This window comes from Erythrobacter oryzae (assembly GCF_030271515.1).
GTDB lineage: Bacteria > Pseudomonadota > Alphaproteobacteria > Sphingomonadales > Sphingomonadaceae > Erythrobacter > Erythrobacter oryzae.
This window is the reverse complement of record NZ_JASCXI010000001.1, coordinates 289,856-310,743: the sequence shown is the minus strand read 5'-3', so window position 1 is coordinate 310,743 and position 20,888 is coordinate 289,856. Positions and strand designations below refer to the sequence as shown.

Sequence of the window (20,888 nt, the reverse complement as noted above, 5' to 3'; positions counted from 1 at the left end):
ACGTTGCGCGCGCTCAGGCGGTTTCGGCCTGGCGGGCGAGGATGGCGAGGCCATCGAGGGTGAGGTCGGCATCGACGTGGTCGAAAATCTCGGTCGCGTCGTCGAACAATATGGCGAGCCCGCCGGTCGCTACAACCTTGGCGGGGCGGCCGATTTCGCTCTTCATCTTGGCGACCATGCCCTCCATCATCGCGACATAGCCCCAGAAGACGCCGATCAGCATCTGGTCTTCGGTGTTGCGGCCGATCACCGAGCGGCTGCCAGGGGCCTTGATGGCGATGCGCGGGAGCTTGGCGGTCTTGCCCACCAATGCATCAAGGCTGAGGTTGATCCCCGGCGCGATCGAGCCGCCCTTGTAGGCGCCGGTGTAGTCCACCGCCTCGAACTTGGTTGCGGTGCCGAAGTCGACGATGATCAGGTCGCCACCATATTTGTGGTGCGCGGCAAGGATGTTGAGCGCGCGGTCGGCGCCCAGCGAGGACGGCTGGTCGACATCGATCTCGAACCGCCAGCGCGCGGGGCCCTGCCCGGCGAAGAGCGGCGTGATGCCGAAGTATTTCTCGCACAGGACGGTGAGGTTGTGATCGGCGCGCGGCACGACCGAGGCGACGATGATCTGCTTGATCTGGTCGCGCTCCACCCCCTCGATCTTCAGGAGCTGGAGCAGCCAGACGGCATATTCGTCCCCCGTGCGGCGCGGATCGGTGGCGATGCGCCAGCGCGCGCGGGTGGTGTGGGTGCCGTCCGCGTTGAGGTCGAACAGCGCGAAGACGACATTGGTGTTCCCGACATCGGCGGCGAGCAGCATGGTGGGCATTCCCTATTCAGGCGATATCGCCAGCGCGAATGACACGTTCGCGGCCATCCGCCAAGCGCAGGCGCAAGGCCCCGTCGGATTCCTCCAGCCCGGCAAAGGTTCCGGTGAGGATCGATCCGTCGGTGTCGTGGACCCTGACCGACGTTCCCAGCGCGTGGATCGACTGGGTGAGGAAGGCCTGGAGCGTCGCGGCAAGGCCATAGATGCGCCACGCTTCGAGCCTGCGGTCGAAGGCGGCGGCGAGGCTGGCGGCGAATTCTTCCAAAGGCGGCGGTGCGATGACGTCCGACAGTGCAGCAGTCTTGCGACCCTCGACCTGCGGCGCGCGGGCGAGGTTCACCCCGATCCCGACGACAATGTGCCCCCGCACCATCTCGAGCAGGATGCCCGAGAGCTTGCCGCCATCGAGAAGCACGTCGTTGGGCCACTTGAGGCCGAGCCCGGTCGTATCGCCCAAGGCTGTGACGCAGGCATCCCGCACCGCGAGCGCCGCGACGAAGCTAAGCGAAGCAGGCGGCGGACCACCCTCCCCCAACACCACGACAGTCGAACCCATGAAATTGCCCGCCCCGTCGAACCACTCGCGCCCCTGCCGCCCGCGTCCGGCGGTCTGGCGGCGGGCGACCAGCCACGCCCCCTCCACCCAGCCCTCGCCGCTGCGAAGCGAAGCGGCGAGGTCGGCGTTGGTCGAGCCGGTCTCTTCGACGAGGGTGATCAAACCGCGAGGAACAGCGAAGCGGCTGCCTTGTCGGCCAGATCGGTCAGCGAGGGCGTCAGGAGGTAGCCCAGCGGCGAGATGATCAGCGCGGTGAGGCCGAGCAGCACCCAGTGGCTCGTCTCGCTCTTGCCGGTGACGACGCCGACGGGCTCGTCAAAGAACATCACCTTGACGAACTTGATGTAATAGAACGCCCCGATCACGCTCGCCGCGATGGCGATGGCACCGAAGGCGACGAGGCCTGCCTCGATGGTCGCCTGGAAGATCACGAACTTGGCATAGAAGCCGAGCAGCGGCGGGATGCCGGCCAAGCTGAACATGAAGACCAGCAGCGCCCAGGCGATCGCCGGCTTGGTCACCGAAAGCCCGCGAATGTCGGTGAAGGTCTCGTAGAGGTTGCCCTCCTCATCGCGCAGCATCAGCAGCGCGACGAAGCAGCCGATGCTCATGGCGACATAGATGAAGAGGTATACCAGCATCGCGCTCGCGCCGTCGGCATTCGCCACGGCAAGCCCGAGCAGGATAAAGCCGATATTGTTGATCGAGGAATAGGCGAGCAGGCGCTTGAGGTTCTCCTGCCCGATCGCTCCCAGCGCGCCGAAGACGATCGAGGCCAATGCCATGAACATCACGATCTGCTGCCACGCGGCGACCTGACCGCCGAACACCTCGAACACCACGCGCGCGGTGAGGCCCACGGCGGCGACCTTGGGGGCGGTGGCGAAGAAGGCGGTGACCGGCGTGGGCGCGCCTTCATAGACGTCGGGCGTCCACATGTGGAACGGCACGGCGCTGATCTTGAACGCAAGGCCCGAGAGCACGAAGATAACCCCGAACAGCGCGCCCGTGCCCATCTCGCCGGTCAGGCCAGCGCGGACCGCTTCGAACGAGGTGCCGCCGGTGAAGCCGTAGAGCAGGCTCATGCCGTAGAGCAGGATGCCGGAGGCCAGCGCGCCGAGCACGAAATACTTGAGCCCCGCCTCGCCCGAACGCGTGTCGCGGCGCAGGATGGCGGCGAGGACGTAGGCCGAGAGGCTGTTCAATTCGAGCCCGAGATAGAGGCTCATGAAATCATTGGCCGAGACCATCAGGCTCATGCCGACCGCCGCGAAGAGCACCAGCACCGGATATTCGGCGCGCATCCCGCGCTCGGTGCCCGCAGCGGGGCTGGCGAAGAAGGACGGCGCGATCATCAGCGCGGCGATGGCCGAAAGGTAGATCAGCGCCTTGGCGAAGAGCGCATAGCTGTCGATCTTGAGCAGGCCCCCGAAGGCGAGCGTCGCCGGCCCGTCCACGCCGAAGTGGAGGCCGGGAACGATCAGCAGCCCTGCGGCAAACAGCGCGGCCGCCGCAACGATGGCGATCTGGCGCGCAGCCTTGTCCCCGCCCCATGCGGCGACCAGCAGCAGCGCAAGCCCCACGCCGGTCAGCATCAGCTCCGGCAGGACGAGCGGGAAAGAAGCGGCGAAATCCATCAGTGCGCGCCCTCCTTGGCGCCTTCGTGTTCCATGCCCTCATGCTCCGAGCCATGATGCTCCAGAGCATTGGCGGCCTTGTCACGCGGGGTGCCGGGAGCGAGCCGCGCGTCGCCCGCGGGCGCGGCGGCGGCGAGGCGGGCGTCGAGCGTGGCGATGTCCTTGCGCATCGGCGCGAGGAAGCTTTCGGGGTAAACCCCCATCCACAACACAGCGGCGGCGATGGGCGCCATCATCACCCACTCGCGGGCCGAAATGTCGGGCATCGCGGCGGCGTCTTCGTTGGTCTGCCCGCCGAACGCCACCCTGCGGTAGAGGTAGAGCATATAGGCCGCACCAAGAATGATCCCCGTGGTGCAGATCAGCGCGACGAGGCTTGAGGTCTGATAGATCCCCGCGAGCGACAGGAACTCGCCGACAAAGCCGCTGGTACCCGGCAGGCCTATGCTCGCCATGGTGAACAGCAGGAAGAACAGCGCGTAATAGGGCATGTTGATCGCAAGCCCGCCGTAGCGCGCGATCTCGCGGGTGTGGAGGCGGTCGTAGATCACGCCCACGCACAGGAACAGCGCGCCCGAGACGAGGCCGTGGGAGAGCATGACGATCATCGCCCCCTCGAGGCCCTGCACATTGAAGGCGAACAGGCCGACGGTGACGATCGCCATGTGCGCGACCGACGAATAGGCGATCAGCTTCTTCATGTCGGCCTGCACCAGCGCGACCAGCGAGGTGTAGACCACCGCCACCATCGACAGGGCGAACACCAGCCATGCGAACTGCGCGGATGCCTCGGGGAACATCGGCAGGCTGAAGCGGATGAAGCCGTAGCCGCCGAGTTTCAACAGCACGCCCGCCAGGATCACCGAACCGGCGGTCGGGGCCTGCACGTGCGCGTCGGGCAGCCAGGTGTGGAGCGGCCACATCGGGACCTTGACCGCGAAGCTCGCGAAGAAGGCCAGCCACAGCCAGGTCTGCGCCTGCGCGGGGAAGCCGTATTCCATCAGCGTCGGGATGTCGGACGTGCCCGCCTCGGCCACCATCCAGAACATCGCGATCAGCATCAGCACCGAGCCGAGCAGGGTGTAGAGGAAGAACTTGTAGCTCGCGTAGATGCGGTTGTCCCCGCCCCACACGCCGATGATGAGATACATCGGAATGAGGCCCGCCTCGAAGAAGACGTAGAACAGGAACAGGTCCTGCGCCGCGAAGGTGCCGATCATCAGCACTTCCATGAACAGGAAGGCCGCCATGTATTCGCCGACGCGCTTGGTGACCGATTCCCAGCTGGCGAGGATGCAGACCGGCATCAGGAAGACGCTGAGCATGATCAGCATCAGCGCGATCCCGTCGATCCCGAGCTTGTAGCTGAACGCGGCGAAGAGGTTGGCCTCCTCGGTGAACTGCCACTGCGGGCCGCCGATATCGTAATTCGCCCAAAGGGCGATGCCGAGCACGAAGGTGACAAGCGTCGCCCCGAGCGCGATCCAGCGGGCAGCCGCCGCGCCCGCGAACAGGCACAGCGCCGCGCCCGCCAGCGGCACGCACATCATCAGCGACAGGATGGGAAGGCCTTCCATTACGAAGCGCGCTCCTAAAGCAGAACGTAGGTGACAGCGGCGACCAGCCCGAGGAGCATGATCAGCGCATAGGTGTAGACGTAGCCCGACTGGATCGACTTGGCCGCGACCGCGCTGCGCTGGACCACGGCAGCGATGCCGTTGGGGCCGAGGCGGTCGATGGTGCCGATGTCGCCGAGCTGCCAGAAGGCACGGCCGAAGGCGAAGGCGGGCTTCACGAAGATCGCGTCATAGAGCTCGTCGAAGTACCACTTGCGGTAGACGAAGTTGTGCAGGGCTCCGAAGCTCGCGACGAACTTGCCCGGGATCTCGGGCTTGGCGATGTAGGCGACGTATGCCCCCGCAAGGCCGATCAGCATCACGGCGGTCGCAGCCAGCTTCACCCACAGCGGCACGCCGTGCATCGCGTGGATCAGGTCCTCGTTGTAGAAGATCGCCCCGTTCCAGAAGCTCGCGCCGTCGATGAACTCGTGGTGGAACACGAAGCCCGCAAACACCGCGCCGAGGCTGAGGATGCCGAGCGGGATCAGCATCGACGCCGGGCTTTCATGCGGGTGGTAGCCCGCCGTGCCGTCGCTCGGCGCGTGGTGGTGATCGTCATGGCCGTGGGCGTGCCCATGCGCGTGATCGTCGTGAACCGCGTGCTGGATATGCTCCGACTGCTCCCAGCGCGGCTTGCCCCAGAAGGTCAGGAACATCAGGCGCCACGAATAGAAGCTCGTCAGCAGCGCCGCGATCGCGCCCGCCCAGAAGGCAAACTGCCCCGCCCCGTTGTGACGCGCATAGGCCGCCTCGAGGATCGCGTCCTTCGAGTAGAAGCCCGCAAAGCCGAACACCCCGAGAATGCCGACGCCGGTGATCGCCAGCGTGCCCGCCATCATCGCCCAGAAGGTGAGCGGGATCTTTTTACGCAGGCCGCCATAGTAGCGCATGTCCTGCTCGTGGTGCATCGCGTGGATCACCGAGCCAGCGCCAAGGAACAGCAGCGCCTTGAAGAAGGCGTGGGTGAAGAGGTGGAACATCGCCGCCCCGTAAGCGCCAACGCCGGCGGCGAAGAACATGTAGCCAAGCTGCGAGCAGGTCGAATAGGCGATCACCCGCTTGATGTCCCACTGGGTGGTGCCAATGGTTGCGGCGAAGAAGCAGGTCGCAGCGCCCACGATGGTGACGATGGTGAGCGCGGTCGGTGCGGTCTCGAACATCGGCGAGAGGCGGCACACCATGAACACGCCCGCCGTCACCATGGTCGCTGCGTGGATCAGTGCCGAGACCGGGGTCGGGCCCTCCATCGCGTCGGGCAGCCAGGTGTGCAGGCCCAGCTGCGCGCTCTTGCCCATCGCGCCGATGAACAACAGGATGCACAGGATATCCATCGTGTAGAGGCGCATGCCGACGAAGGTGATCGTCGCGCCGCTCATGGCGGGTGCCGCTTCGAGGATCGCCGGGATCGAGGTCGTCTGGAACACCAGATAGGTGCCGAAGATGCCGAGCATGAAGCCGAGGTCACCGACGCGGTTGACCACGAAAGCCTTGATCGCCGCCGCGCCCGCGCTGGGCTTCCTGAACCAGAAACCGATCAGCAGATAGGAGGCGAGGCCCACCCCTTCCCATCCGAAGAACATCTGGACGAGGTTGTCGGCCGTCACCAGCATCAGCATCGCGAAGGTGAACAGCGAGAGGTAGGCGAAGAAGCGCGGCTGATCCGGGTCTTCATCCATGTACCCCCACGAATAGAGGTGCACGAGCGCCGAGACCGAATTGATCACGACCAGCATGATCGCCGTCATGGTGTCGACCCTGAGCGCCCAGTCGAAGGTCAGGCTGCCCGACTGCACCCACTTCAGCACCGGCACGACTTCCGGCGTGGCGGTGCCGCCGAGGAATCCGAGGAAGATCGGCCAGCTGAGGCCTGCTGCGAGAAACAGCCCGGCGGTCGTCACGCTCTTGGCGGCGACATTGCCGATCATGCGGTTGCCCAGCCCTGCGATCAGGGCAGCGACCAGCGGCGCAAAGACGATGATGAGGATCTGCGTGGACACGCGCGCTTACCCCTTCATCCGGTTGATATCGTCGACCGCGATAGAACCGCGGGTGCGGAAATAGATCACGAGGATCGCAAGGCCGATGGCCGCCTCGGCCGCCGCGACAGTCAGCACCAGCATCGCGAAGATCTGGCCGGTGAGGTCGTGCAGAAACGCGCTGAAGGCGACGAGGTTGAGGTTCACCGCGAGCAGGATCAGCTCGACCGCCATCAGGATGACGATCACGTTCTTGCGGTTGAGGAAGATCCCCAGCACGCCCAGCACGAACAGGATCGCGCCCACGACAAGGTAATGTTCGATCCCGATCACAGCTCGATCCCCTGGCCCACTTCGGGGCTCTTCATGACGGTGGCCTCTTCCGGACGGCGGCGGATCTGCTTGCCGACATCCTGCCGCGCGCGGGCGCCGGGCTTCGGCGGCTGGAAGGTCAGCACAATCGCGCCGATCATCGCGACCAGCAGGATGATCCCGGCAATCTCGAAGAGGATGATGTAGCGGCCATAGAGCAGCGCTCCGAGCGCCTCGATGTTGGAAGTGTCGGCGGCCTGCATCGCGGTGCCATCGGGCGTGCCGAGCGTCAGCCCGCCCGCGTTGTAGGCCCCGACGCCCAGCAGCAGCTCGGCGAGCAGGATCGCGGCGATCAGAAGCCCGAGCGGCGCATTGCGGGAAAAGCCTGCGCGCATCGCGGCGAAATCGATGTCGAGCATCATCACCACGAACAGGAACAGCACCGCGACCGCGCCCACGTAGACGATCACCAGCAGCATCGCGATGAACTCGGCGCCCAGCAAGACCATCAGGCCCGCCGCGTTGAAGAAGGCGAGGATCAGCCACAGCACCGAGTGCACGGGATTCCGCGCCATCACCACCATGACGGCGCTGGCGACGACGATGGTCGCGAAGAAATAGAAGGCGATGGCCTGTATCAGCATGATGCGTCTCCGCCGATCCGTCCCCCCGGCGTTACGCGGGGTGCAGAAAGCGGCATTTGATCCCTTAGTCCAAGTGTGAGCCGCAGCAGAACGCCCCGGCCCGGTAACCCCATATCCTCGTCGCCGCGCGCCCTAGCGGTAGGGTGCGTCGGCTTCAAGGTTGGCCGCGATGGCCCTTTCCCATTTGTCACCATTCGCGAGCAGCTTGGCCTTGTCGTACAAGAGCTCCTCGCGGGTTTCGGTCGAATATTCGAAGTTCGGCCCCTCGACGATCGCATCGACCGGGCAGGCTTCCTGGCAGAAGCCGCAGAAGATGCACTTGGTCATGTCGATGTCGTAGCGAGTGGTGCGGCGGCTGCCGTCCTCGCGCGGCTCGCTCTCGATGGTGATCGCCTGCGCAGGGCACACGGCCTCGCACAGCTTGCACGCGATGCAGCGTTCCTCCCCGTTCGGATAGCGCCGCAGCGCATGCTCGCCGCGGAAGCGGGGCGAGAGCGGGGCCTTCTCGAAGGGGTAGTTGATCGTCACCTTGGGCTTGAAGAAATATTTCAGCGTCAAGGCGTGGGCCTTGAGGAATTCCCAGAGGGTGAACGATTTGATGAGGTGGGAGACGGTGGTCATGCAAAGTGCCCAATGGCCATGAGGTAACCGGAAGTGGCGGCAACGAATAGAAGGCTCATCGGCAGGAACACCTTCCACCCGAGGCGCATCAGCTGGTCGTAGCGGTAGCGCGGCACGGTCGCCCAGATCCAGCTGAACATGAAGAAGAACACGAAGGTCTTCACGAGGAACCAGATGATCCCCGGCACCATGTAGAGCACCGGAATGTCGAGCGGCGGCAGCCACCCGCCCCAGAACAGCAGCGTGTTCAGCGAGCACATCAGCAGGATGTTGGCATACTCGCCGAGCCAGAACAGCGCGAAGCTCATCGAGGAGTATTCGGTCTGGTAGCCCGCGACGAGCTCGCTCTCGGCCTCGGTCAAGTCGAAGGGCGCGCGCGCGGTCTCAGCGAGGGCCGAGATGAAGAACACCACCCACATCGGGAAGAGCAGCGGGTGCACCGCATAGGCGTTGATCAGCCCGAGCCCGAAGCCCTGCTGCGCGTTGACGATCCCGCTGAGATTGAAGGTCCCCGCAAACAGCACGACGCACACCAGCACGAAGCCGATCGAGACTTCGTAGGAGATCATCTGCGCCGAGGCGCGCATCGCCGAGAAGAACGGGTATTTGGAGTTCGACGCCCACCCGCTCATCACCACGCCGTAAACCCCCATCGAGGAGATCGCGAGGATGTAGAGCAAGCCCACATTGATGTCCGAAATCACCACGCCCGCATCGAACGGGATCACCGCCCAGGCCGCGAGCGCGACGGTGAAGGTGATGATCGGCGCGATCAGGAAGATGCCCTTGTTCGCGGCGCTCGGGATGATGGTCTCCTGCAGGAAGACCTTGAGGCCGTCGGCGAAGCTTTGCAGCAGCCCGAAAGGCCCGACCACATTGGGCCCGCGCCGCAACATGATCGCGCCCAGCACCTTGCGGTCGACATAGATCACCATCGCGACGCTGAACATGACGAGCAGCGAGACGATCAGGATCCCCGCAAGCGTCGCGACGGTCCAGGCCCATTCGTAAGGCAGGCCGAGGGATTGGAAGAAGGCGGTCATCAGTCGGAACCTCCGCAATCAAATCCGACATCCCCAGCGTACTCGATGTCTCCGGCCTCACCCTGCGACTTCGGGTTGGGCACGCGGTTATGATCCGACTTCAAGAGAGCGAAGCCAACGATAACGCCGACGAGCAGCGCCGCTACCGCGAAGGCCGCAAGGATCGTGAGGAACGTGCTCATTCCGCAGCCTCCTTCACATCCGCCCCGTGGAGCAGCTCGTCCGAGCAGCGCTGCATCACCTCGCTCGCGCGGGCGATGGGGTTGGTGAGGTAGAAGTCCTTGATCGGGTAGCCCGCAAGCTCGCCGTCGAACTTGGCGCCGCTGTCCGCCTTGGGGAGCGCGCCGTAATCGGCAAGGCCCTCTTCGCCCAGTGCGGGCACGGCGGCGATCATCTTGCTCTGCAATTCGCCGAAGCTGTCGAAGCCGACAGTCACGCCCAGCGCATCGGCCAGAGCGCGCAGGATCGTCCAGTCCTCGCGCGCGTCGCCGGGGGCGTAGACCGCCTTCTCGGCGTATTGCACGCGGCCCTCGGTATTGACGTAGGTCCCGTCCTTCTCGGCATAGGACGCGCCGGGAAGGATGATGTCGGCGTGATGCGCGCCCTTGTCGCCGTGGTGGCCGATATAGACCTTGAGGCTGCCCGCGTAGGGCGCATAGTCCATCTCGTCCGCACCGAGGCTGAGCAGCACCTTCGGCGCAGCGGCGGCAATGTCGCCCATCCCGCGCGGAAGCGTGAAGCCAAGCATCAGCGAGGCCATCCGCGCCGCCGAAATGTGCAGCACGTTGAAGCCGTTCCAGCCTTCACGCACCAGATCGAACTTGTCGACCAGCTTGAGCGCCGCCGGAAGCGCGCCCTTGGCCAGCGCCGCCGCGCCGACGATCACCGCCGGGCGCTTCGCCGACTTCATGACGTCACCCAATTCCTTGGGGATGCGGTTCAGCAGCTTGAGGTCGGAGCCGAGGAAGGTCGCCGGATAGGTCGGATCCCATTCGGGGCCGATGATGAAGACCTTGGCCCCCGCCTTGACCGCCTTGCGCAGGCGGACGTTGAGCAGCGCGGCTTCCCAGCGGACATTGCTGCCGACGATCAGGATCGCGTCGGCGGTCTCGATCCCGGCGAAGGTGCTGTTGAAGTTCACCGCCGCGAGGTTCGACACGTCATAGGTCATGCCGGTCTGGCGCGCTTCGGTGAGCTGCGATCCGCAGGCATTGACCAGCGCCTTGGCCGCAAACATCGTCTCGGCATCAAGCAGATCGCCCGCGACCGCCGCGATGCTGGCCTTGTCGCCTTCCAGAGCGGAGGCGATCATCCCGAAAGCCTCGGTCCATTCGGCAGGCTGCAAGCGGCCATCGCGGCGCACCCATACGCGGTCCAGGCGGCGCTTGGTCAGGCCATCGACCTGATAGCGGCCCTTGTCGCTCAGCCACTCCTCGTTGACGTCGTCATTCACCCGCGGCAGCGCGCGCATGACTTCGCGGCCCTTGGAGTGGAGCGTGATGTTCGCGCCCACCGCGTCCGACACGTCGATCGAGAGCGTCTTCTTCAGCTCCCACGGCCGCGCTTCGAAGGCATAGGGCCGCGAGGTCAGAGCGCCGACCGGGCACAGGTCGATCACATTGGCGCTGAGTTCATGCGCCGCCGCCTGCTCCAGATAGGTGGTGATCTGCATATCCTCGCCGCGATAGAGCGCGCCGATTTCGTCCACGCCCGCGATCTCCTCGGAGAAGCGCACGCAGCGGGTGCAGTGGATGCAGCGGGTCATGATCGTCTTGATCAGCGGGCCCATGTACTTCTCGGTGACGGCGCGCTTGTTCTCGGAAAAGCGCGAGCCGCCGCGGCCATAGGCGACCGCCTGATCCTGCAGGTCGCACTCGCCGCCCTGATCGCAGATCGGGCAATCGAGCGGGTGGTTGATGAGCAGGAACTCCATCACGCCTTCGCGGGCCTTCTTGACCATCGGGCTGTCGGTGCGGATTTCCTGACCCTCGGCAGCCGGGAGCGCGCAGGAGGCCTGCGGCTTGGGCGGCCCGGGCTTCACTTCGACCAGACACATGCGGCAATTGCCGGCGATGGAGAGGCGTTCGTGATAGCAGAAGCGCGGGATTTCCTTCCCCGCCAGCTCGCACGCCTGCAGGACGGTCGCGCCCGCCGGGACTTCGATTTCCTGACCGTCTACGGTGACTTTAGGCATCAATCCGTCGCCTTACTTTTCGATGAGTTGACCGGGTCCTTTTCCCGCAGTTTCTGAATGAGCTTCTGCTCGTCCAAGGCAATCAGTGTCTCGTCCCTGCCACATGCGTCGTACCCGACCATCAGCGCTGGATGTGCCGTTGCAGTATCAGATGCGGACACCACCTCGCGTGCAGCATTGGGAGCTTTCTCCCACATGCAATCCGCAATGCGGCCTGAACTTACACACCCAGTAAGTCCCACCATTGCCAGAAATGGCATTACAAAGGAGGCGAGGCTCGTCACTCGGCCGCCTCCGCAAACCGCGCGTTGTGCTCATGGATCCGCCGCTCGAGCTCGGGGCGGAAGTGGCGGATGAGGCCCTGGATCGGCCATGCGGCAGCATCGCCCAGCGCGCAGATCGTGTGGCCTTCGACCTGCTTGGTGACTTCCTGCAGCATGTCGATCTCCTCGATTGCCGCATCGCCGGTGCGCAGGCGCTCCATCATGCGCCACATCCAGCCCGTGCCCTCGCGGCAGGGGGTGCACTGGCCGCAGCTTTCGTGCTTGTAGAAGTAAGAGAGGCGGCTGATCGCGCGGACGATGTCGGTCGACTTGTCCATGACGATGACCGCCGCCGTGCCGAGGCCCGAGCCCAGCTCCTTGAGCCCGTCGAAATCCATCGGCGCGTTGCGGATCTGCGCGGCGGGCACCAGCGGCACGGACGAACCGCCCGGGATCACCGCCAGCAGATTGTCCCACCCGCCGCGGATGCCGCCGCAGTGCTTTTCGATCAGCTCCTCGAAGGGAATACTCATCGCTTCCTCGACCACGCAGGGCTTTTCCACGTGACCGCTGATCTGGAACAGCTTGGTGCCCTTGTTGTTCTCGCGCCCGAAGCTGCTGAACCACGCAGCCCCGCGCCGCAGGATCGTCGGCGCGACCGCGATGCTCTCGACATTGTTCACCGTGGTCGGGCAGCCATAGAGACCAGCGCCCGCCGGGAACGGGGGTTTCAGGCGCGGCTGACCCTTCTTGCCCTCAAGGCTTTCGATCATCGCGGTTTCTTCGCCGCAGATGTAGGCGCCCGCGCCGCGGTGCATGAAGACGTCGAAGTCGTAGCCCGAACCGCAGGCGTTCTTGCCGATCAGCCCGGCGTCATAGGCCTCGGAAATCGCCTTCTGGAGCGTCTCGGCCTCGCGGATATATTCGCCGCGGATGTAGATATAGGCCGCGCGAGCGCGCATCGCGTAGCCCGCGACCAGCGCGCCTTCGACCAGCTTGTGCGGATCGTGGCGGATGATTTCACGGTCCTTGCAGCTGCCGGGCTCGGATTCGTCGGCATTGATGACGAGGAAGCTCGGCCGCCCGTCACGCGATTCCTTGGGCATGAAGGACCACTTGAGCCCGGTCGGGAAGCCCGCCCCGCCCCGCCCGCGCAGGCCGCTCGCCTTGATTTCCTCGATGATCGCATCCTGCCCGCGCGCGAGCAGTGCCTTGGTGTCATCCCAATCCCCGCGCGCCTGCGCGGCCTTGAGGCTCCAGTCCTGGAAGCCGTAGAGGTTGGTGAAGATGCGGTCCTTGTCAGCCAGCATCACTGCGTTTCCCTTGCTTTGGCGCGCCGAATGCGGGCCAGCGAAATCGTCTGGAACACGAGGCCAAGCCCCATGATGATCACCCCCATCTCGAGCGGCCCGGTCGCAGTCAGCACCGCGCCCAGCGCAAAGCCGGTGAGGCCGAGGATCGCGAGGAGGAGCGTGAGCGGGTTCATCCGAAGCTCCCCGATTGCCACATGCCGATCAGCACCACGCCAATCAGCAGGATCACGCCCACGCGCACCAGCCCCATCAGCACCTTGAAGGCGATGAAGGCGAGCACCAGCGCGACGAGGATGGAGACGATCGAGGTCATCTGTTGTTCTTGCCGCCGAGCAACTGACGCGCCGTGCCGACCCCGCCAAGGATCACGCCCAGCAACACCCAGACGACCCAGCTATCCCCTTGGAAAAACCGCATCACGCCGAGCGCGAGGAAGATCAGACCGACGATCCCGACACCGGTATAGGCCTTGTTTCCCATCACCATTCCCCCCGATAGTCATGGTTGGCCCCCACCATCGCGGTCAGCGTGGTCGGCCCGCCCGCAGGCTCGGAGGTGTGGCGGCCCGGCTCCTGCGTGCCGGTCTTCGGCTGCTGGCCCGCCGCGAGCGCATCGAGCACCGCGTCGAGGCGTTCGGGGGTCAGGTCCTCGTAATTGTCGTCGTTGATCTGGACCATCGGCGCGGTGGCGCAATTGCCCATGCATTCGACTTCGGTGAGGGTCCACAGCCCATCGGCCGAGACCCCGCCCTTCACCATACCGCGCTTCTTGCAGGCGGCCATGATGTCGTCCGAGCCGCGCAGCATGCAGGGTGTGGTGCCGCACACCTGCACGTGGAATTTGCCGACGGGCTTCAGGTTATACATGAAGTAGAAGCTGGCGACCTCGAGCACGCGGATCACCGGCATGTCGAGATACTTCGCGACATACTCGATCACCGGCAGCGGCAGCCAGCCCTGCGTATCGGTCTCCGCCCCGACCTGCCGCTGGGCGAGATCGAGCAGCGGCATCACCGCCGAGCGCTGGCGCCCCTCGGGATACTTGGCGATGTGCCAGTCGGCGGTTTTCTTGTTCTCGGGCGTCCACGCGAAGCCGCCCCAGCGGGCGCGCAGTTCGGGGGTGTCGGGAGCGGGGGTACGGTCAGCCATTAGCGGATGAACTCCACGCGAGAGCAGAGATCGCCCTCGAAGGAATAGATGGACATGACTTCGAAGGGCTCGGCGGCGGCAGAGCGGTAAACCCGCTCATGCAGCACGGCGAATTCGCCAAGCTCGTAGCCTGTGACAATCTCGGCGCGGTTCTCGGGGAACTCGGCGAACATCGCCTTTAGGCCCGTGCGCGTGCCTTCCTTCCCTTCGCGGATCACAGCACCGCGATAGCCCGCCTCGCAGGCATCCTCGGTCATCAGCGCGACATAGGCGTCGGCATCCTGCGCGTTGTAATGCGCGATCATCTGCTCGGCGATGGCCAGCCTGCTCACCGGTCACACTCCCCGAACACCACGTCGATCGCGCCCAGAATGGCGGTCGCATCGGGAAGCATGTGGCCCTTGGACATGAAGTCCATCGCCTGGAGGTGCGAGAAGGCGGTGGGGCGGATCTTGCAGCGGTAGGGCTTGTTGGTGCCGTCGCTGACGAGATAGACGCCGAACTCGCCCTTGGGGCTTTCGGTCGCCACATAGACCTCGCCCGCGGGGACGTGGAAGCCTTCGGTGTAGAGCTTGAAGTGGTGGATCAGCGCTTCCATCGACTGCTTCATCTCGCCGCGCTTGGGCGGGACGACCTTGGTGTCGGTCGAGGCAATCGGGCCGCCCGGCATGTCGCGCAGGCACTGGCGGATGATCTTCGCGCTCTCGTAGACTTCCTTCACGCGCACCATGAAGCGGTCGTAGCAATCGCTGTTGGTGCCGACCGGGATGTCGAACTCCATGCGGTCATAGACATCGTAGGGCTGCGACTTGCGCAGGTCCCACGGCAGGCCCGCGGCGCGGATCATCGGGCCCGAGAAGCCCCAGGCAATCGCGTCCTCGCGCGACACGACGGCGATATCGACATTGCGCTGCTTGAAGATGCGGTTGTCCATCACGAGGCTCATCGCGTCCTCGAACAGCTGGAAGAAGCGGTTGTCGAGCCAGTCGCCGATGTCGACCAGCAGCTTTTCCGGCACGTCCTGATGGACGCCGCCCGGGCGGAACCACGCCGAGTGCATCCGCGCGCCCGACGCCCGCTCGAAGAAGTTGAGGCAGTCCTCGCGCAGGTCCATGATCCACAGGTTCGGCGTGAACGCGCCGACATCGAGGATGTGCGCGCCCATGTTGAGCATGTGGTTGCAGATGCGGGTGAGCTCGGCGAACAGCACGCGCAGGTACTGGGCGCGCAGCGGAACCTCGAGGTTCAGCAGCTTCTCGATGGCGAGCACATAGGAGTGCTCCATCGCCAGCGGCGAGCAGTAGTCGAGCCGGTCGAAATAGGGCAGCGCCTGAAGATAGGTCTTGTGCTCGATCAGCTTCTCGGTGCCGCGGTGGAGCAGGCCGACATGGGGGTCGATCCGCTCGATCACTTCGCCGTCGAGCTCCATCACCATGCGCAGAACGCCGTGCGCGGCCGGGTGCTGGGGGCCGAAGTTGATCGTGTAGTTGGTGATGACCTCGCCCTCGGTCGTGGGCGATTCCTGGAGATTCATGCTCATCGGCCACCCTCCTTCGAGGTGGGATCGGGGGCGCCGGGGGCACCCTTGCCGCTGTCCTTCTGGGCAGGCGCGGCGCCGCCAACGGGCTTGGCCGCGGCCTCGTCCGCCTTCTTGCCCGCGCCGGTATCGGCGGGCTTCTCGGTGGTCTTGGGCTCGGCGACCGCGGGCGCGCCGCGGGACTTCTCGTCACCCGGCAGCACGTAATCGGCGCCTTCCCAGGGCGAGAGGAAATCGAAGCTGCGCATTTCCTGCGCCAGCACGACGGGCTCGTAGACCACGCGCTTTTCCTCCTCGGAATAGCGCAGTTCGGTGTAGCCCGTCATCGGGAAGTCCTTGCGGAACGGGTGCCCCTCGAAGCCGTAGTCTGTGAGGATGCGGCGCAGGTCGGGGTTCCCGGCGAAGGTCACGCCGTACATGTCGAACACTTCGCGCTCGAGCCACCCGGCGTTGGGCCACAGCGTGGTGACGGTGGGCACGGGCGTGTCCTCGCTAGCCGAGCACTTCACCATCACCCGGTGATTCTTGGTGAGGCTCTGGAGCATGTAGACGACTTCGAAGCGCTCAGGGCGGCTGGGGTAGTCGACCCCGGCGATTTCCATGAGCTGCTGGTAGGCGTGGTCGTCACGCAGGATGCGCAGCACCTTGTCTACCGCATCGCGCTCGACGCGGAAGATCACCTCGCCGTGGGCTTCGATGGCCTCGATCAGCCAGACCGAGATGGTCTCGCTGACGGCCTCGATCACGCCCTCGTTCGACGCGAATTTGGGGGCGGAGTGGAGGACGGTCATGGCGCCGTGATCCTGAGCGATTGGACAAAACGTTCGAGCGTGGCTTCGGCGTCGACATCCTGTCGCACCTTCCCGCCGGAGGAAATGAGGATGACCGTCGCCTTGTCGACCTCGACGACACCGGCGTCGGCGAGCACACCGTCCTTCAGCTCGCGGTTGATGAAAGCGCGGCGGCCATCGATGATGACATCGCGCTGGACACCCGCGGCGTCCTTGCTGGCGAGAACAAACTCGCGGATCAGGTCGAACACGGCCCGCCCGCCGGTCTTGGCCGAAGGGTCGGTCAGGGCGCCGGCCATGTAGATCCAGTCATCGGCGAGGCACATCACGCGGTTGGCGGAATCGACTGACATGCCAATCCCGACATCGCCCGGAAGCTGGGCGATGCGCGCGATCTCTTCGGCCGTGCACGGCACTTCGACCGAGAACTTCGCGCTCGGCGCGGAAAAGCGGGTCCAGGGCGCGGCTTCCTGCGCGCTCGCCGGAAAGGCCAGCGCAGCCACAGCCGCCAGACCGGAGAGAAGCGCTACCCTCACCGCTCGATCGTCCCGACGCGGCGGATCTTGCGCTGCAACTGCATCACGCCGTAGAGCAGCGCCTCGGCGGTCGGCGGGCAACCGGGGACGTAGATGTCGACCGGCACGATGCGGTCGCAGCCGCGCACCACCGAATAGCTGTAATGGTAGTAGCCGCCGCCATTGGCGCAGCTGCCCATCGAGATGACGTATTTCGGGTCCGACATCTGGTCGTAGACCTTGCGCAGCGCCGGGGCCATCTTGTTGCACAGCGTTCCGGCGACGATCATCACGTCCGACTGGCGCGGGGAGGCGCGCGGGGCAGCGCCGAAGCGCTCCATGTCGTAGCGCGGCATGTTGACGTGGATCATCTCGACCGCGCAGCAGGCAAGGCCGAACGTCATCCACCACAGCGAGCCCGTGCGCGCCCACTGGAACAGCTCCTCGGTCGAGGTGACGAGGAAGCCCTTGTCGGTGACTTCGGTCTGGAGCGCGTTGAAGAAGCTCGCGTCAGGCGCGCGGACCTCGCCGCCTTGCGCGGTGGTCAGCTTCGAAATGTCGGGCAGTCCTTGGGGAGGAGAAATCGTGTTGTTCATTCCCAGTCCAACGCCCCTTTCTTCCATTCATAAGCGAGGCCCACCGCGAGGATGAACAGGAACACCATCATTCCGCTCCATCCGATCCAGCCCGTCTTTCCAAGGCTCACCGCCCAGGGGAACAGGAAGGCAGCCTCGAGGTCGAAGACGATGAAGCTGATCGCGACGAGGTAGAAGCGCACATCGAACTGGCTGCGCGCGTCCTCGAAGGCGGGGAAGCCGCACTCGTATTCCGAGAGCTTTTCCGCATCGGGATTGTGCACGCCGGTAAGGCGCGAGACCGCCATCGGGGCCACGACGAAAAGCACCGACAGCCCGAGGGCAACCAGCACGAATAACAGTATCGGCAGATACTGGCTGAGGTCGATCACGACGATGTCCAAGCAGTTAATCCCGTGGGTCGCCCTAGGCCTGTCGCGCGCACCGCGCAAGCCTGCGACTCGGGGAAAAGCCCGTAGCTGTGTTGCAGGAAATCGAACAGAGGTTGCGGCGCGTTATCCGCTTCAGCGCGCAGCCAGCGGCAGACGGCGGATCACCGTGGGCAGCGGCTTGGCCCCCTCGCGCAACACACCCTTGTCGTAGAGAGCCCATTGGCCGGTCGCGACATAGTAAAGCGCGCCATCGGCGATGCTCCCGCCGAGTGGCTCGGTCCAGTCGGGATGGGCCTGTTCGAGGATGCGGTGGCCTGTGATGCGGCTGCCATCGTCCGACAGGCGGAAAGCGCTGATCCGCATCGGGCTGGTGCCGTTCTGGACCGCAATGAGCTCGCCCTCGTGGAGCCAGAGCCCGTCGATGCCGTCGAGCGCGGCGGGCACATCGCTCACAAGGCGGCTCACCGCGCCGCTGGCGAGGTCGATGATGGCGAGGCCATAGCCATAGTCGCTGACATAGAGCCGCGCGCCATCCGCGCTCACCGCCAGCCCCTGGGGTGAGCGAAAGGTTCCGGGGGGCACTAGCGTTGCGAGCGCTTCGGCGCCCGGGTGTGCGCGGTAAACACCTCCGCCCAACGGATCGCTGGCGTAGACCCTGTCATCGGGCCCGATCGTGAGATCGGACACCGCCACACCCTCGGGCGCGGGGATCATCAAAGGGTCTCGCATGGGGCCGACCAGTCCGATCAGTCCCGTAAATCCTCCAGGGTCGGACATTGCCCCGTCGATATTGGCCGAGACAATCCATCCCACGTTGCCATCGGGCGCAATGGCGATGCCCGACAAGGCCTGAGCCCGCGGGATCGGAACGTCGATCCAATTTCCCTTGGAACCGAGCGCGAACAGGCTGCGCCGGGATACGGAGCTTGCTACGGCATCCTGTTCCCCCGGCGGCACGAAGACGCTCTCGATCAGCCCCGCCTCGGCCGGGAGGGTGCTGAAGACGGTGCTGCCTCCGATGACAAGCGGCACGCCAGCGACCGCATCGCGGGCGGCCTGGGCATGCGCGGGTCCGATCAGTTCGGGAATCCTTGCCTTGGCGCGCTCGCTGAAAGCATGGCCCCTCGCTGCGAGCCAGCGCAGGCTGGCGAGCGCGCCCTCGCCCTCGCCCGCTTCGAGTTGCGCGTTGAGCAGCCGCAGCCGGACGCTGGCGCTGTCGGGAAAGTCGCGGGCGAGCTGCTCAAGCCCGGCCACATCGGCGATCTGACCGGTCGCGGCATCGACAGGCCGCCACACTGCCGGCACCTCGGCCCCGAGCGGAGCCGACAGTGCCAATGCCAGCGCGGCGGCCAGCGCCCTCATTTCATCATGCGCCCCGCTGCCGCCTCGGTAGCCTTGCCATAGGGCGGCTTCAGCCCGCCGAGCTTGGCGATGTCGATCTTGGGCTGGTGATAGACCGCGCGCGCGTGGCTGAACTCGCGGAAACCCTCGATCGCGTGATAGCTTCCCATGCCCGAGGGCCCGACCCCGCCGAAGGGCAGGTCTTCCATCGAGACATGGAACACCACGTCATTGGTGGTCACCCCGCCCGAGATCGTGCGGGTCAGCACCCGCTCCTGCTCGGCCTTGTCCTCACCGAAATAGTAGAGGCCGAGCGGGCGGTCGTGCTCGTTGATGTAGTCGACCGCCTGATCGACCGACTTGTAGGTCATCACCGGCAGGACGGGGCCGAAGATTTCCTCCTGCATCACGGTCATGCCGTCATTGACATTGCGCAGCACGGTGAGCGGCATCTTGCGCTGGTTGGCGTTGCCGAAATCCTCGCCCGCCGGGTTGACCTCGATCACCTCTGCGCCCTTGTCGCGCGCGTCGGCGACGAGGCCTTGCAGGCGCTCGAAATGGCGGTCGGAGACGATCGAGGCGTAGTCGTCATTGTCGAGCACGCGCGGATACATCGCGGCGGCCGCCCCGGTGACGCCCGCGACGGCTTCGTCGGCCTTGTCCTCGGGCACCATCAGGTAATCGGGCGCGAGGCAGATCTGGCCGGCATTCATCATCTTGCCGATCGCGATACGCTCGCCCGCCTTGGCGAAATCGGCGCTGCGGCCCATGACGACCGGCGACTTGCCGCCGAGTTCGAGCGTCACCGGCACAAGGTTCGCCGCCGCCGCCTGCATCACCCGGCGCCCCGTCGCGGTCGAGCCGGTGAAGACGAGGTGATCGAAGGGGAGCGAGGAGAACGCCGCGGCCACTTCCGGCCCGCCGGTGATCACCGCGACTTCCTCGGGCTGGAAATATTGCGCGGTGAGCTCGGCCATCAGCTCGCTGGTGCGCTCGGTGAATTCGGACGGCTTGATCATCGCCCGGTTGCCCGCGGCGAGCACCTGCATCAGCGGGCCGAAAGCGAGCTGGACGGGGAAGTTCCAGGGCGAGAGGATGCCGATCACCCCCTTGGGTTCATAGCGCACCTCGGCCCGCGCGCCCATCAGCCCCAGCGGGAACTGAACCTTGCGCTTCTCCGGCTTCGACCACTGGTCCATATGCTTCAAGGCATGGTTCCCCGCGCCCACCGTCGCGGCGATGTCGGTGAGCATCGACTGGTGGTGCGAGCGGCTGCCGAAATCGGCGCTCATCGCCTTGGCGAATTCCTCGCCGTGCTCCTTGACCAGCGCCATCGCGCGGCGGATGCGGTCCTTGCGCTGGCTCAGCGGCTCGGGGCGCGAGGCGGTGAAGGCGGCGCGCTGGCGGGCCAGCAGGCTTTCGAGTTCTTCGCGGCGGTCGGCGGCCATGTCGTTCTCCCGTTCGGACATATGCGTTGTTATTTGAGACGCGTTGTCGCCCAATCCTGACGGCCTGACAAGGTTGTTACCCAGGGCCTCGCGCGATTGCCAATATTGCAATGCAGCATTAAAGCAGCGGGCAAGGACATAATCCC

Annotated in this window: 24 protein-coding genes; all 24 read right to left on the bottom strand. The window is 65.3% G+C overall.

Translation table 11 applies throughout. From position 1 onward, the window contains the following. Positions 1-13: 13 nt before the first annotated feature. Positions 14-808 carry a type III pantothenate kinase gene (locus PFX90_RS01560; RefSeq protein ID WP_285711223.1) on the bottom strand — a complete coding sequence of 265 codons (795 nt, stop codon included), beginning with the start codon at positions 806-808 and terminating at the stop codon, positions 14-16. 16 nt (positions 809-824) lie between these two features. Continuing rightward, positions 825-1,535: a biotin--[acetyl-CoA-carboxylase] ligase gene (locus PFX90_RS01555; protein WP_285709753.1), complete on the bottom strand. Its 711-nt coding sequence runs from the start codon at positions 1,533-1,535 to the stop codon at positions 825-827. Beyond that, positions 1,532-3,010: an NADH-quinone oxidoreductase subunit NuoN gene (gene nuoN / locus PFX90_RS01550; RefSeq protein WP_285709750.1), complete on the bottom strand. Its 1,479-nt coding sequence runs from the start codon at positions 3,008-3,010 to the stop codon at positions 1,532-1,534. The genes PFX90_RS01555 and nuoN overlap by 4 nt, the downstream gene beginning before the upstream one ends. Further along, the gene (locus tag PFX90_RS01545) at positions 3,010-4,587 is read right to left on the bottom strand and encodes an NADH-quinone oxidoreductase subunit M (RefSeq protein WP_285709748.1); all 1,578 of its coding nucleotides are present in this window, start codon (positions 4,585-4,587) and stop codon (positions 3,010-3,012) included. The genes nuoN and PFX90_RS01545 overlap by 1 nt, the downstream gene beginning before the upstream one ends. A gap of 14 nt (positions 4,588-4,601) precedes the next feature. Further along, complete coding sequence (gene nuoL / locus PFX90_RS01540) at positions 4,602-6,626, bottom strand: NADH-quinone oxidoreductase subunit L (protein WP_285709746.1); 2,025 nt, start codon at positions 6,624-6,626, stop codon at positions 4,602-4,604. 6 nt (positions 6,627-6,632) lie between these two features. Then, positions 6,633-6,938 carry an NADH-quinone oxidoreductase subunit NuoK gene (gene nuoK, locus PFX90_RS01535; protein WP_285709744.1) on the bottom strand — a complete coding sequence of 102 codons (306 nt, stop codon included), beginning with the start codon at positions 6,936-6,938 and terminating at the stop codon, positions 6,633-6,635. After that, positions 6,935-7,558, bottom strand: coding sequence for an NADH-quinone oxidoreductase subunit J (locus tag PFX90_RS01530; protein ID WP_285711222.1), 624 nt, complete (start codon positions 7,556-7,558; stop codon positions 6,935-6,937). The genes nuoK and PFX90_RS01530 overlap by 4 nt, the downstream gene beginning before the upstream one ends. A gap of 135 nt (positions 7,559-7,693) precedes the next feature. Next, positions 7,694-8,182: an NADH-quinone oxidoreductase subunit NuoI gene (nuoI, locus tag PFX90_RS01525; RefSeq protein ID WP_086735106.1), complete on the bottom strand. Its 489-nt coding sequence runs from the start codon at positions 8,180-8,182 to the stop codon at positions 7,694-7,696. After that, complete coding sequence (nuoH, locus tag PFX90_RS01520) at positions 8,179-9,225, bottom strand: NADH-quinone oxidoreductase subunit NuoH (protein ID WP_285709738.1); 1,047 nt, start codon at positions 9,223-9,225, stop codon at positions 8,179-8,181. Before nuoH ends, nuoI begins: the two co-directional genes overlap by 4 nt. After that, positions 9,225-9,407: a hypothetical protein gene (locus PFX90_RS01515; protein ID WP_285709736.1), complete on the bottom strand. Its 183-nt coding sequence runs from the start codon at positions 9,405-9,407 to the stop codon at positions 9,225-9,227. Before PFX90_RS01515 ends, nuoH begins: the two co-directional genes overlap by 1 nt. Beyond that, positions 9,404-11,419, bottom strand: coding sequence for an NADH-quinone oxidoreductase subunit NuoG (nuoG, locus tag PFX90_RS01510; protein ID WP_285709734.1), 2,016 nt, complete (start codon positions 11,417-11,419; stop codon positions 9,404-9,406). The genes PFX90_RS01515 and nuoG overlap by 4 nt, the downstream gene beginning before the upstream one ends. A gap of 280 nt (positions 11,420-11,699) precedes the next feature. Next, a complete protein-coding gene (nuoF, locus tag PFX90_RS01505; RefSeq protein ID WP_285709732.1) occupies positions 11,700-12,992 on the bottom strand; it encodes an NADH-quinone oxidoreductase subunit NuoF in 1,293 nt (430 codons plus the stop codon). Next, positions 12,992-13,168: a hypothetical protein gene (locus PFX90_RS01500; RefSeq protein WP_285709730.1), complete on the bottom strand. Its 177-nt coding sequence runs from the start codon at positions 13,166-13,168 to the stop codon at positions 12,992-12,994. Before PFX90_RS01500 ends, nuoF begins: the two co-directional genes overlap by 1 nt. Continuing rightward, positions 13,165-13,308, bottom strand: a complete 144-nt coding sequence (locus tag PFX90_RS01495; protein WP_285709728.1) for a hypothetical protein — start codon at positions 13,306-13,308, stop codon at positions 13,165-13,167. Before PFX90_RS01495 ends, PFX90_RS01500 begins: the two co-directional genes overlap by 4 nt. Further along, positions 13,305-13,475: a hypothetical protein gene (locus PFX90_RS01490; protein WP_285709726.1), complete on the bottom strand. Its 171-nt coding sequence runs from the start codon at positions 13,473-13,475 to the stop codon at positions 13,305-13,307. Before PFX90_RS01490 ends, PFX90_RS01495 begins: the two co-directional genes overlap by 4 nt. After that, positions 13,475-14,143, bottom strand: a complete 669-nt coding sequence (gene nuoE / locus PFX90_RS01485; protein ID WP_285709724.1) for an NADH-quinone oxidoreductase subunit NuoE — start codon at positions 14,141-14,143, stop codon at positions 13,475-13,477. The genes PFX90_RS01490 and nuoE overlap by 1 nt, the downstream gene beginning before the upstream one ends. Next, complete coding sequence (locus tag PFX90_RS01480; protein WP_336426484.1) at positions 14,143-14,448, bottom strand: nuclear transport factor 2 family protein; 306 nt, start codon at positions 14,446-14,448, stop codon at positions 14,143-14,145. The genes nuoE and PFX90_RS01480 overlap by 1 nt, the downstream gene beginning before the upstream one ends. Before the next feature lie 23 nt (positions 14,449-14,471). Next, positions 14,472-15,683, bottom strand: a complete 1,212-nt coding sequence (locus tag PFX90_RS01475) for an NADH-quinone oxidoreductase subunit D (RefSeq protein ID WP_285709719.1) — start codon at positions 15,681-15,683, stop codon at positions 14,472-14,474. After that, positions 15,680-16,471, bottom strand: coding sequence for an NADH-quinone oxidoreductase subunit C (locus PFX90_RS01470; protein WP_285709716.1), 792 nt, complete (start codon positions 16,469-16,471; stop codon positions 15,680-15,682). The genes PFX90_RS01475 and PFX90_RS01470 overlap by 4 nt, the downstream gene beginning before the upstream one ends. Continuing rightward, positions 16,468-17,007: a hypothetical protein gene (locus PFX90_RS01465; RefSeq protein ID WP_285709714.1), complete on the bottom strand. Its 540-nt coding sequence runs from the start codon at positions 17,005-17,007 to the stop codon at positions 16,468-16,470. Before PFX90_RS01465 ends, PFX90_RS01470 begins: the two co-directional genes overlap by 4 nt. Beyond that, positions 17,004-17,582 (bottom strand): NuoB/complex I 20 kDa subunit family protein, encoded by a 579-nt coding sequence (locus tag PFX90_RS01460; protein WP_285709712.1) that lies wholly within the window; start codon positions 17,580-17,582, stop codon positions 17,004-17,006. Before PFX90_RS01460 ends, PFX90_RS01465 begins: the two co-directional genes overlap by 4 nt. Continuing rightward, a complete protein-coding gene (locus PFX90_RS01455; protein ID WP_285711221.1) occupies positions 17,579-17,953 on the bottom strand; it encodes an NADH-quinone oxidoreductase subunit A in 375 nt (124 codons plus the stop codon). The genes PFX90_RS01460 and PFX90_RS01455 overlap by 4 nt, the downstream gene beginning before the upstream one ends. Positions 17,954-18,085: 132 nt before the next feature. Continuing rightward, entirely contained in the window at positions 18,086-19,315 is a 1,230-nt protein-coding gene (locus PFX90_RS01450) for an NHL repeat-containing protein (RefSeq protein ID WP_285709710.1), read from the bottom strand. After that, entirely contained in the window at positions 19,312-20,763 is a 1,452-nt protein-coding gene (locus tag PFX90_RS01445) for a coniferyl aldehyde dehydrogenase (protein ID WP_285709708.1), read from the bottom strand. Before PFX90_RS01445 ends, PFX90_RS01450 begins: the two co-directional genes overlap by 4 nt. Positions 20,764-20,888: the final 125 nt, after the last annotated feature.

Excerpts from the sequence above, each read along its gene's own strand:
- PFX90_RS01445 (WP_285709708.1), bottom strand. The coding sequence starts at position 20,763 with ATGTCCGAACGGGAGAACGACATGGCCGCCGACCGCCGCGAAGAACTC.
- nuoE (WP_285709724.1), bottom strand. The coding sequence starts at position 14,143 with ATGGCTGACCGTACCCCCGCTCCCGACACCCCCGAACTGCGCGCCCGC.
- PFX90_RS01490 (WP_285709726.1), bottom strand. The coding sequence starts at position 13,475 with ATGGGAAACAAGGCCTATACCGGTGTCGGGATCGTCGGTCTGATCTTC.
- PFX90_RS01480 (WP_336426484.1), bottom strand. The coding sequence starts at position 14,448 with ATGATCGCGCATTACAACGCGCAGGATGCCGACGCCTATGTCGCGCTG.
- nuoI (WP_086735106.1), bottom strand. The coding sequence starts at position 8,182 with ATGACCACCGTCTCCCACCTCATCAAATCGTTCACCCTCTGGGAATTC.
- PFX90_RS01515 (WP_285709736.1), bottom strand. The coding sequence starts at position 9,407 with ATGAGCACGTTCCTCACGATCCTTGCGGCCTTCGCGGTAGCGGCGCTG.
- nuoF (WP_285709732.1), bottom strand. The coding sequence starts at position 12,992 with ATGCTGGCTGACAAGGACCGCATCTTCACCAACCTCTACGGCTTCCAG.
- PFX90_RS01460 (WP_285709712.1), bottom strand. The coding sequence starts at position 17,582 with ATGAACAACACGATTTCTCCTCCCCAAGGACTGCCCGACATTTCGAAG.
- PFX90_RS01560 (WP_285711223.1), bottom strand. The coding sequence starts at position 808 with ATGCTGCTCGCCGCCGATGTCGGGAACACCAATGTCGTCTTCGCGCTG.
- PFX90_RS01545 (WP_285709748.1), bottom strand. The coding sequence starts at position 4,587 with ATGGAAGGCCTTCCCATCCTGTCGCTGATGATGTGCGTGCCGCTGGCG.
- PFX90_RS01475 (WP_285709719.1), bottom strand. The coding sequence starts at position 15,683 with ATGAGCATGAATCTCCAGGAATCGCCCACGACCGAGGGCGAGGTCATC.
- PFX90_RS01495 (WP_285709728.1), bottom strand. The coding sequence starts at position 13,308 with ATGACCTCGATCGTCTCCATCCTCGTCGCGCTGGTGCTCGCCTTCATC.
- PFX90_RS01450 (WP_285709710.1), bottom strand. The coding sequence starts at position 19,315 with ATGAGGGCGCTGGCCGCCGCGCTGGCATTGGCACTGTCGGCTCCGCTC.
- PFX90_RS01500 (WP_285709730.1), bottom strand. The coding sequence starts at position 13,168 with ATGAACCCGCTCACGCTCCTCCTCGCGATCCTCGGCCTCACCGGCTTT.
- nuoG (WP_285709734.1), bottom strand. The coding sequence starts at position 11,419 with ATGCCTAAAGTCACCGTAGACGGTCAGGAAATCGAAGTCCCGGCGGGC.
- PFX90_RS01470 (WP_285709716.1), bottom strand. The coding sequence starts at position 16,471 with ATGACCGTCCTCCACTCCGCCCCCAAATTCGCGTCGAACGAGGGCGTG.
- nuoH (WP_285709738.1), bottom strand. The coding sequence starts at position 9,225 with ATGACCGCCTTCTTCCAATCCCTCGGCCTGCCTTACGAATGGGCCTGG.
- nuoN (WP_285709750.1), bottom strand. The coding sequence starts at position 3,010 with ATGGATTTCGCCGCTTCTTTCCCGCTCGTCCTGCCGGAGCTGATGCTG.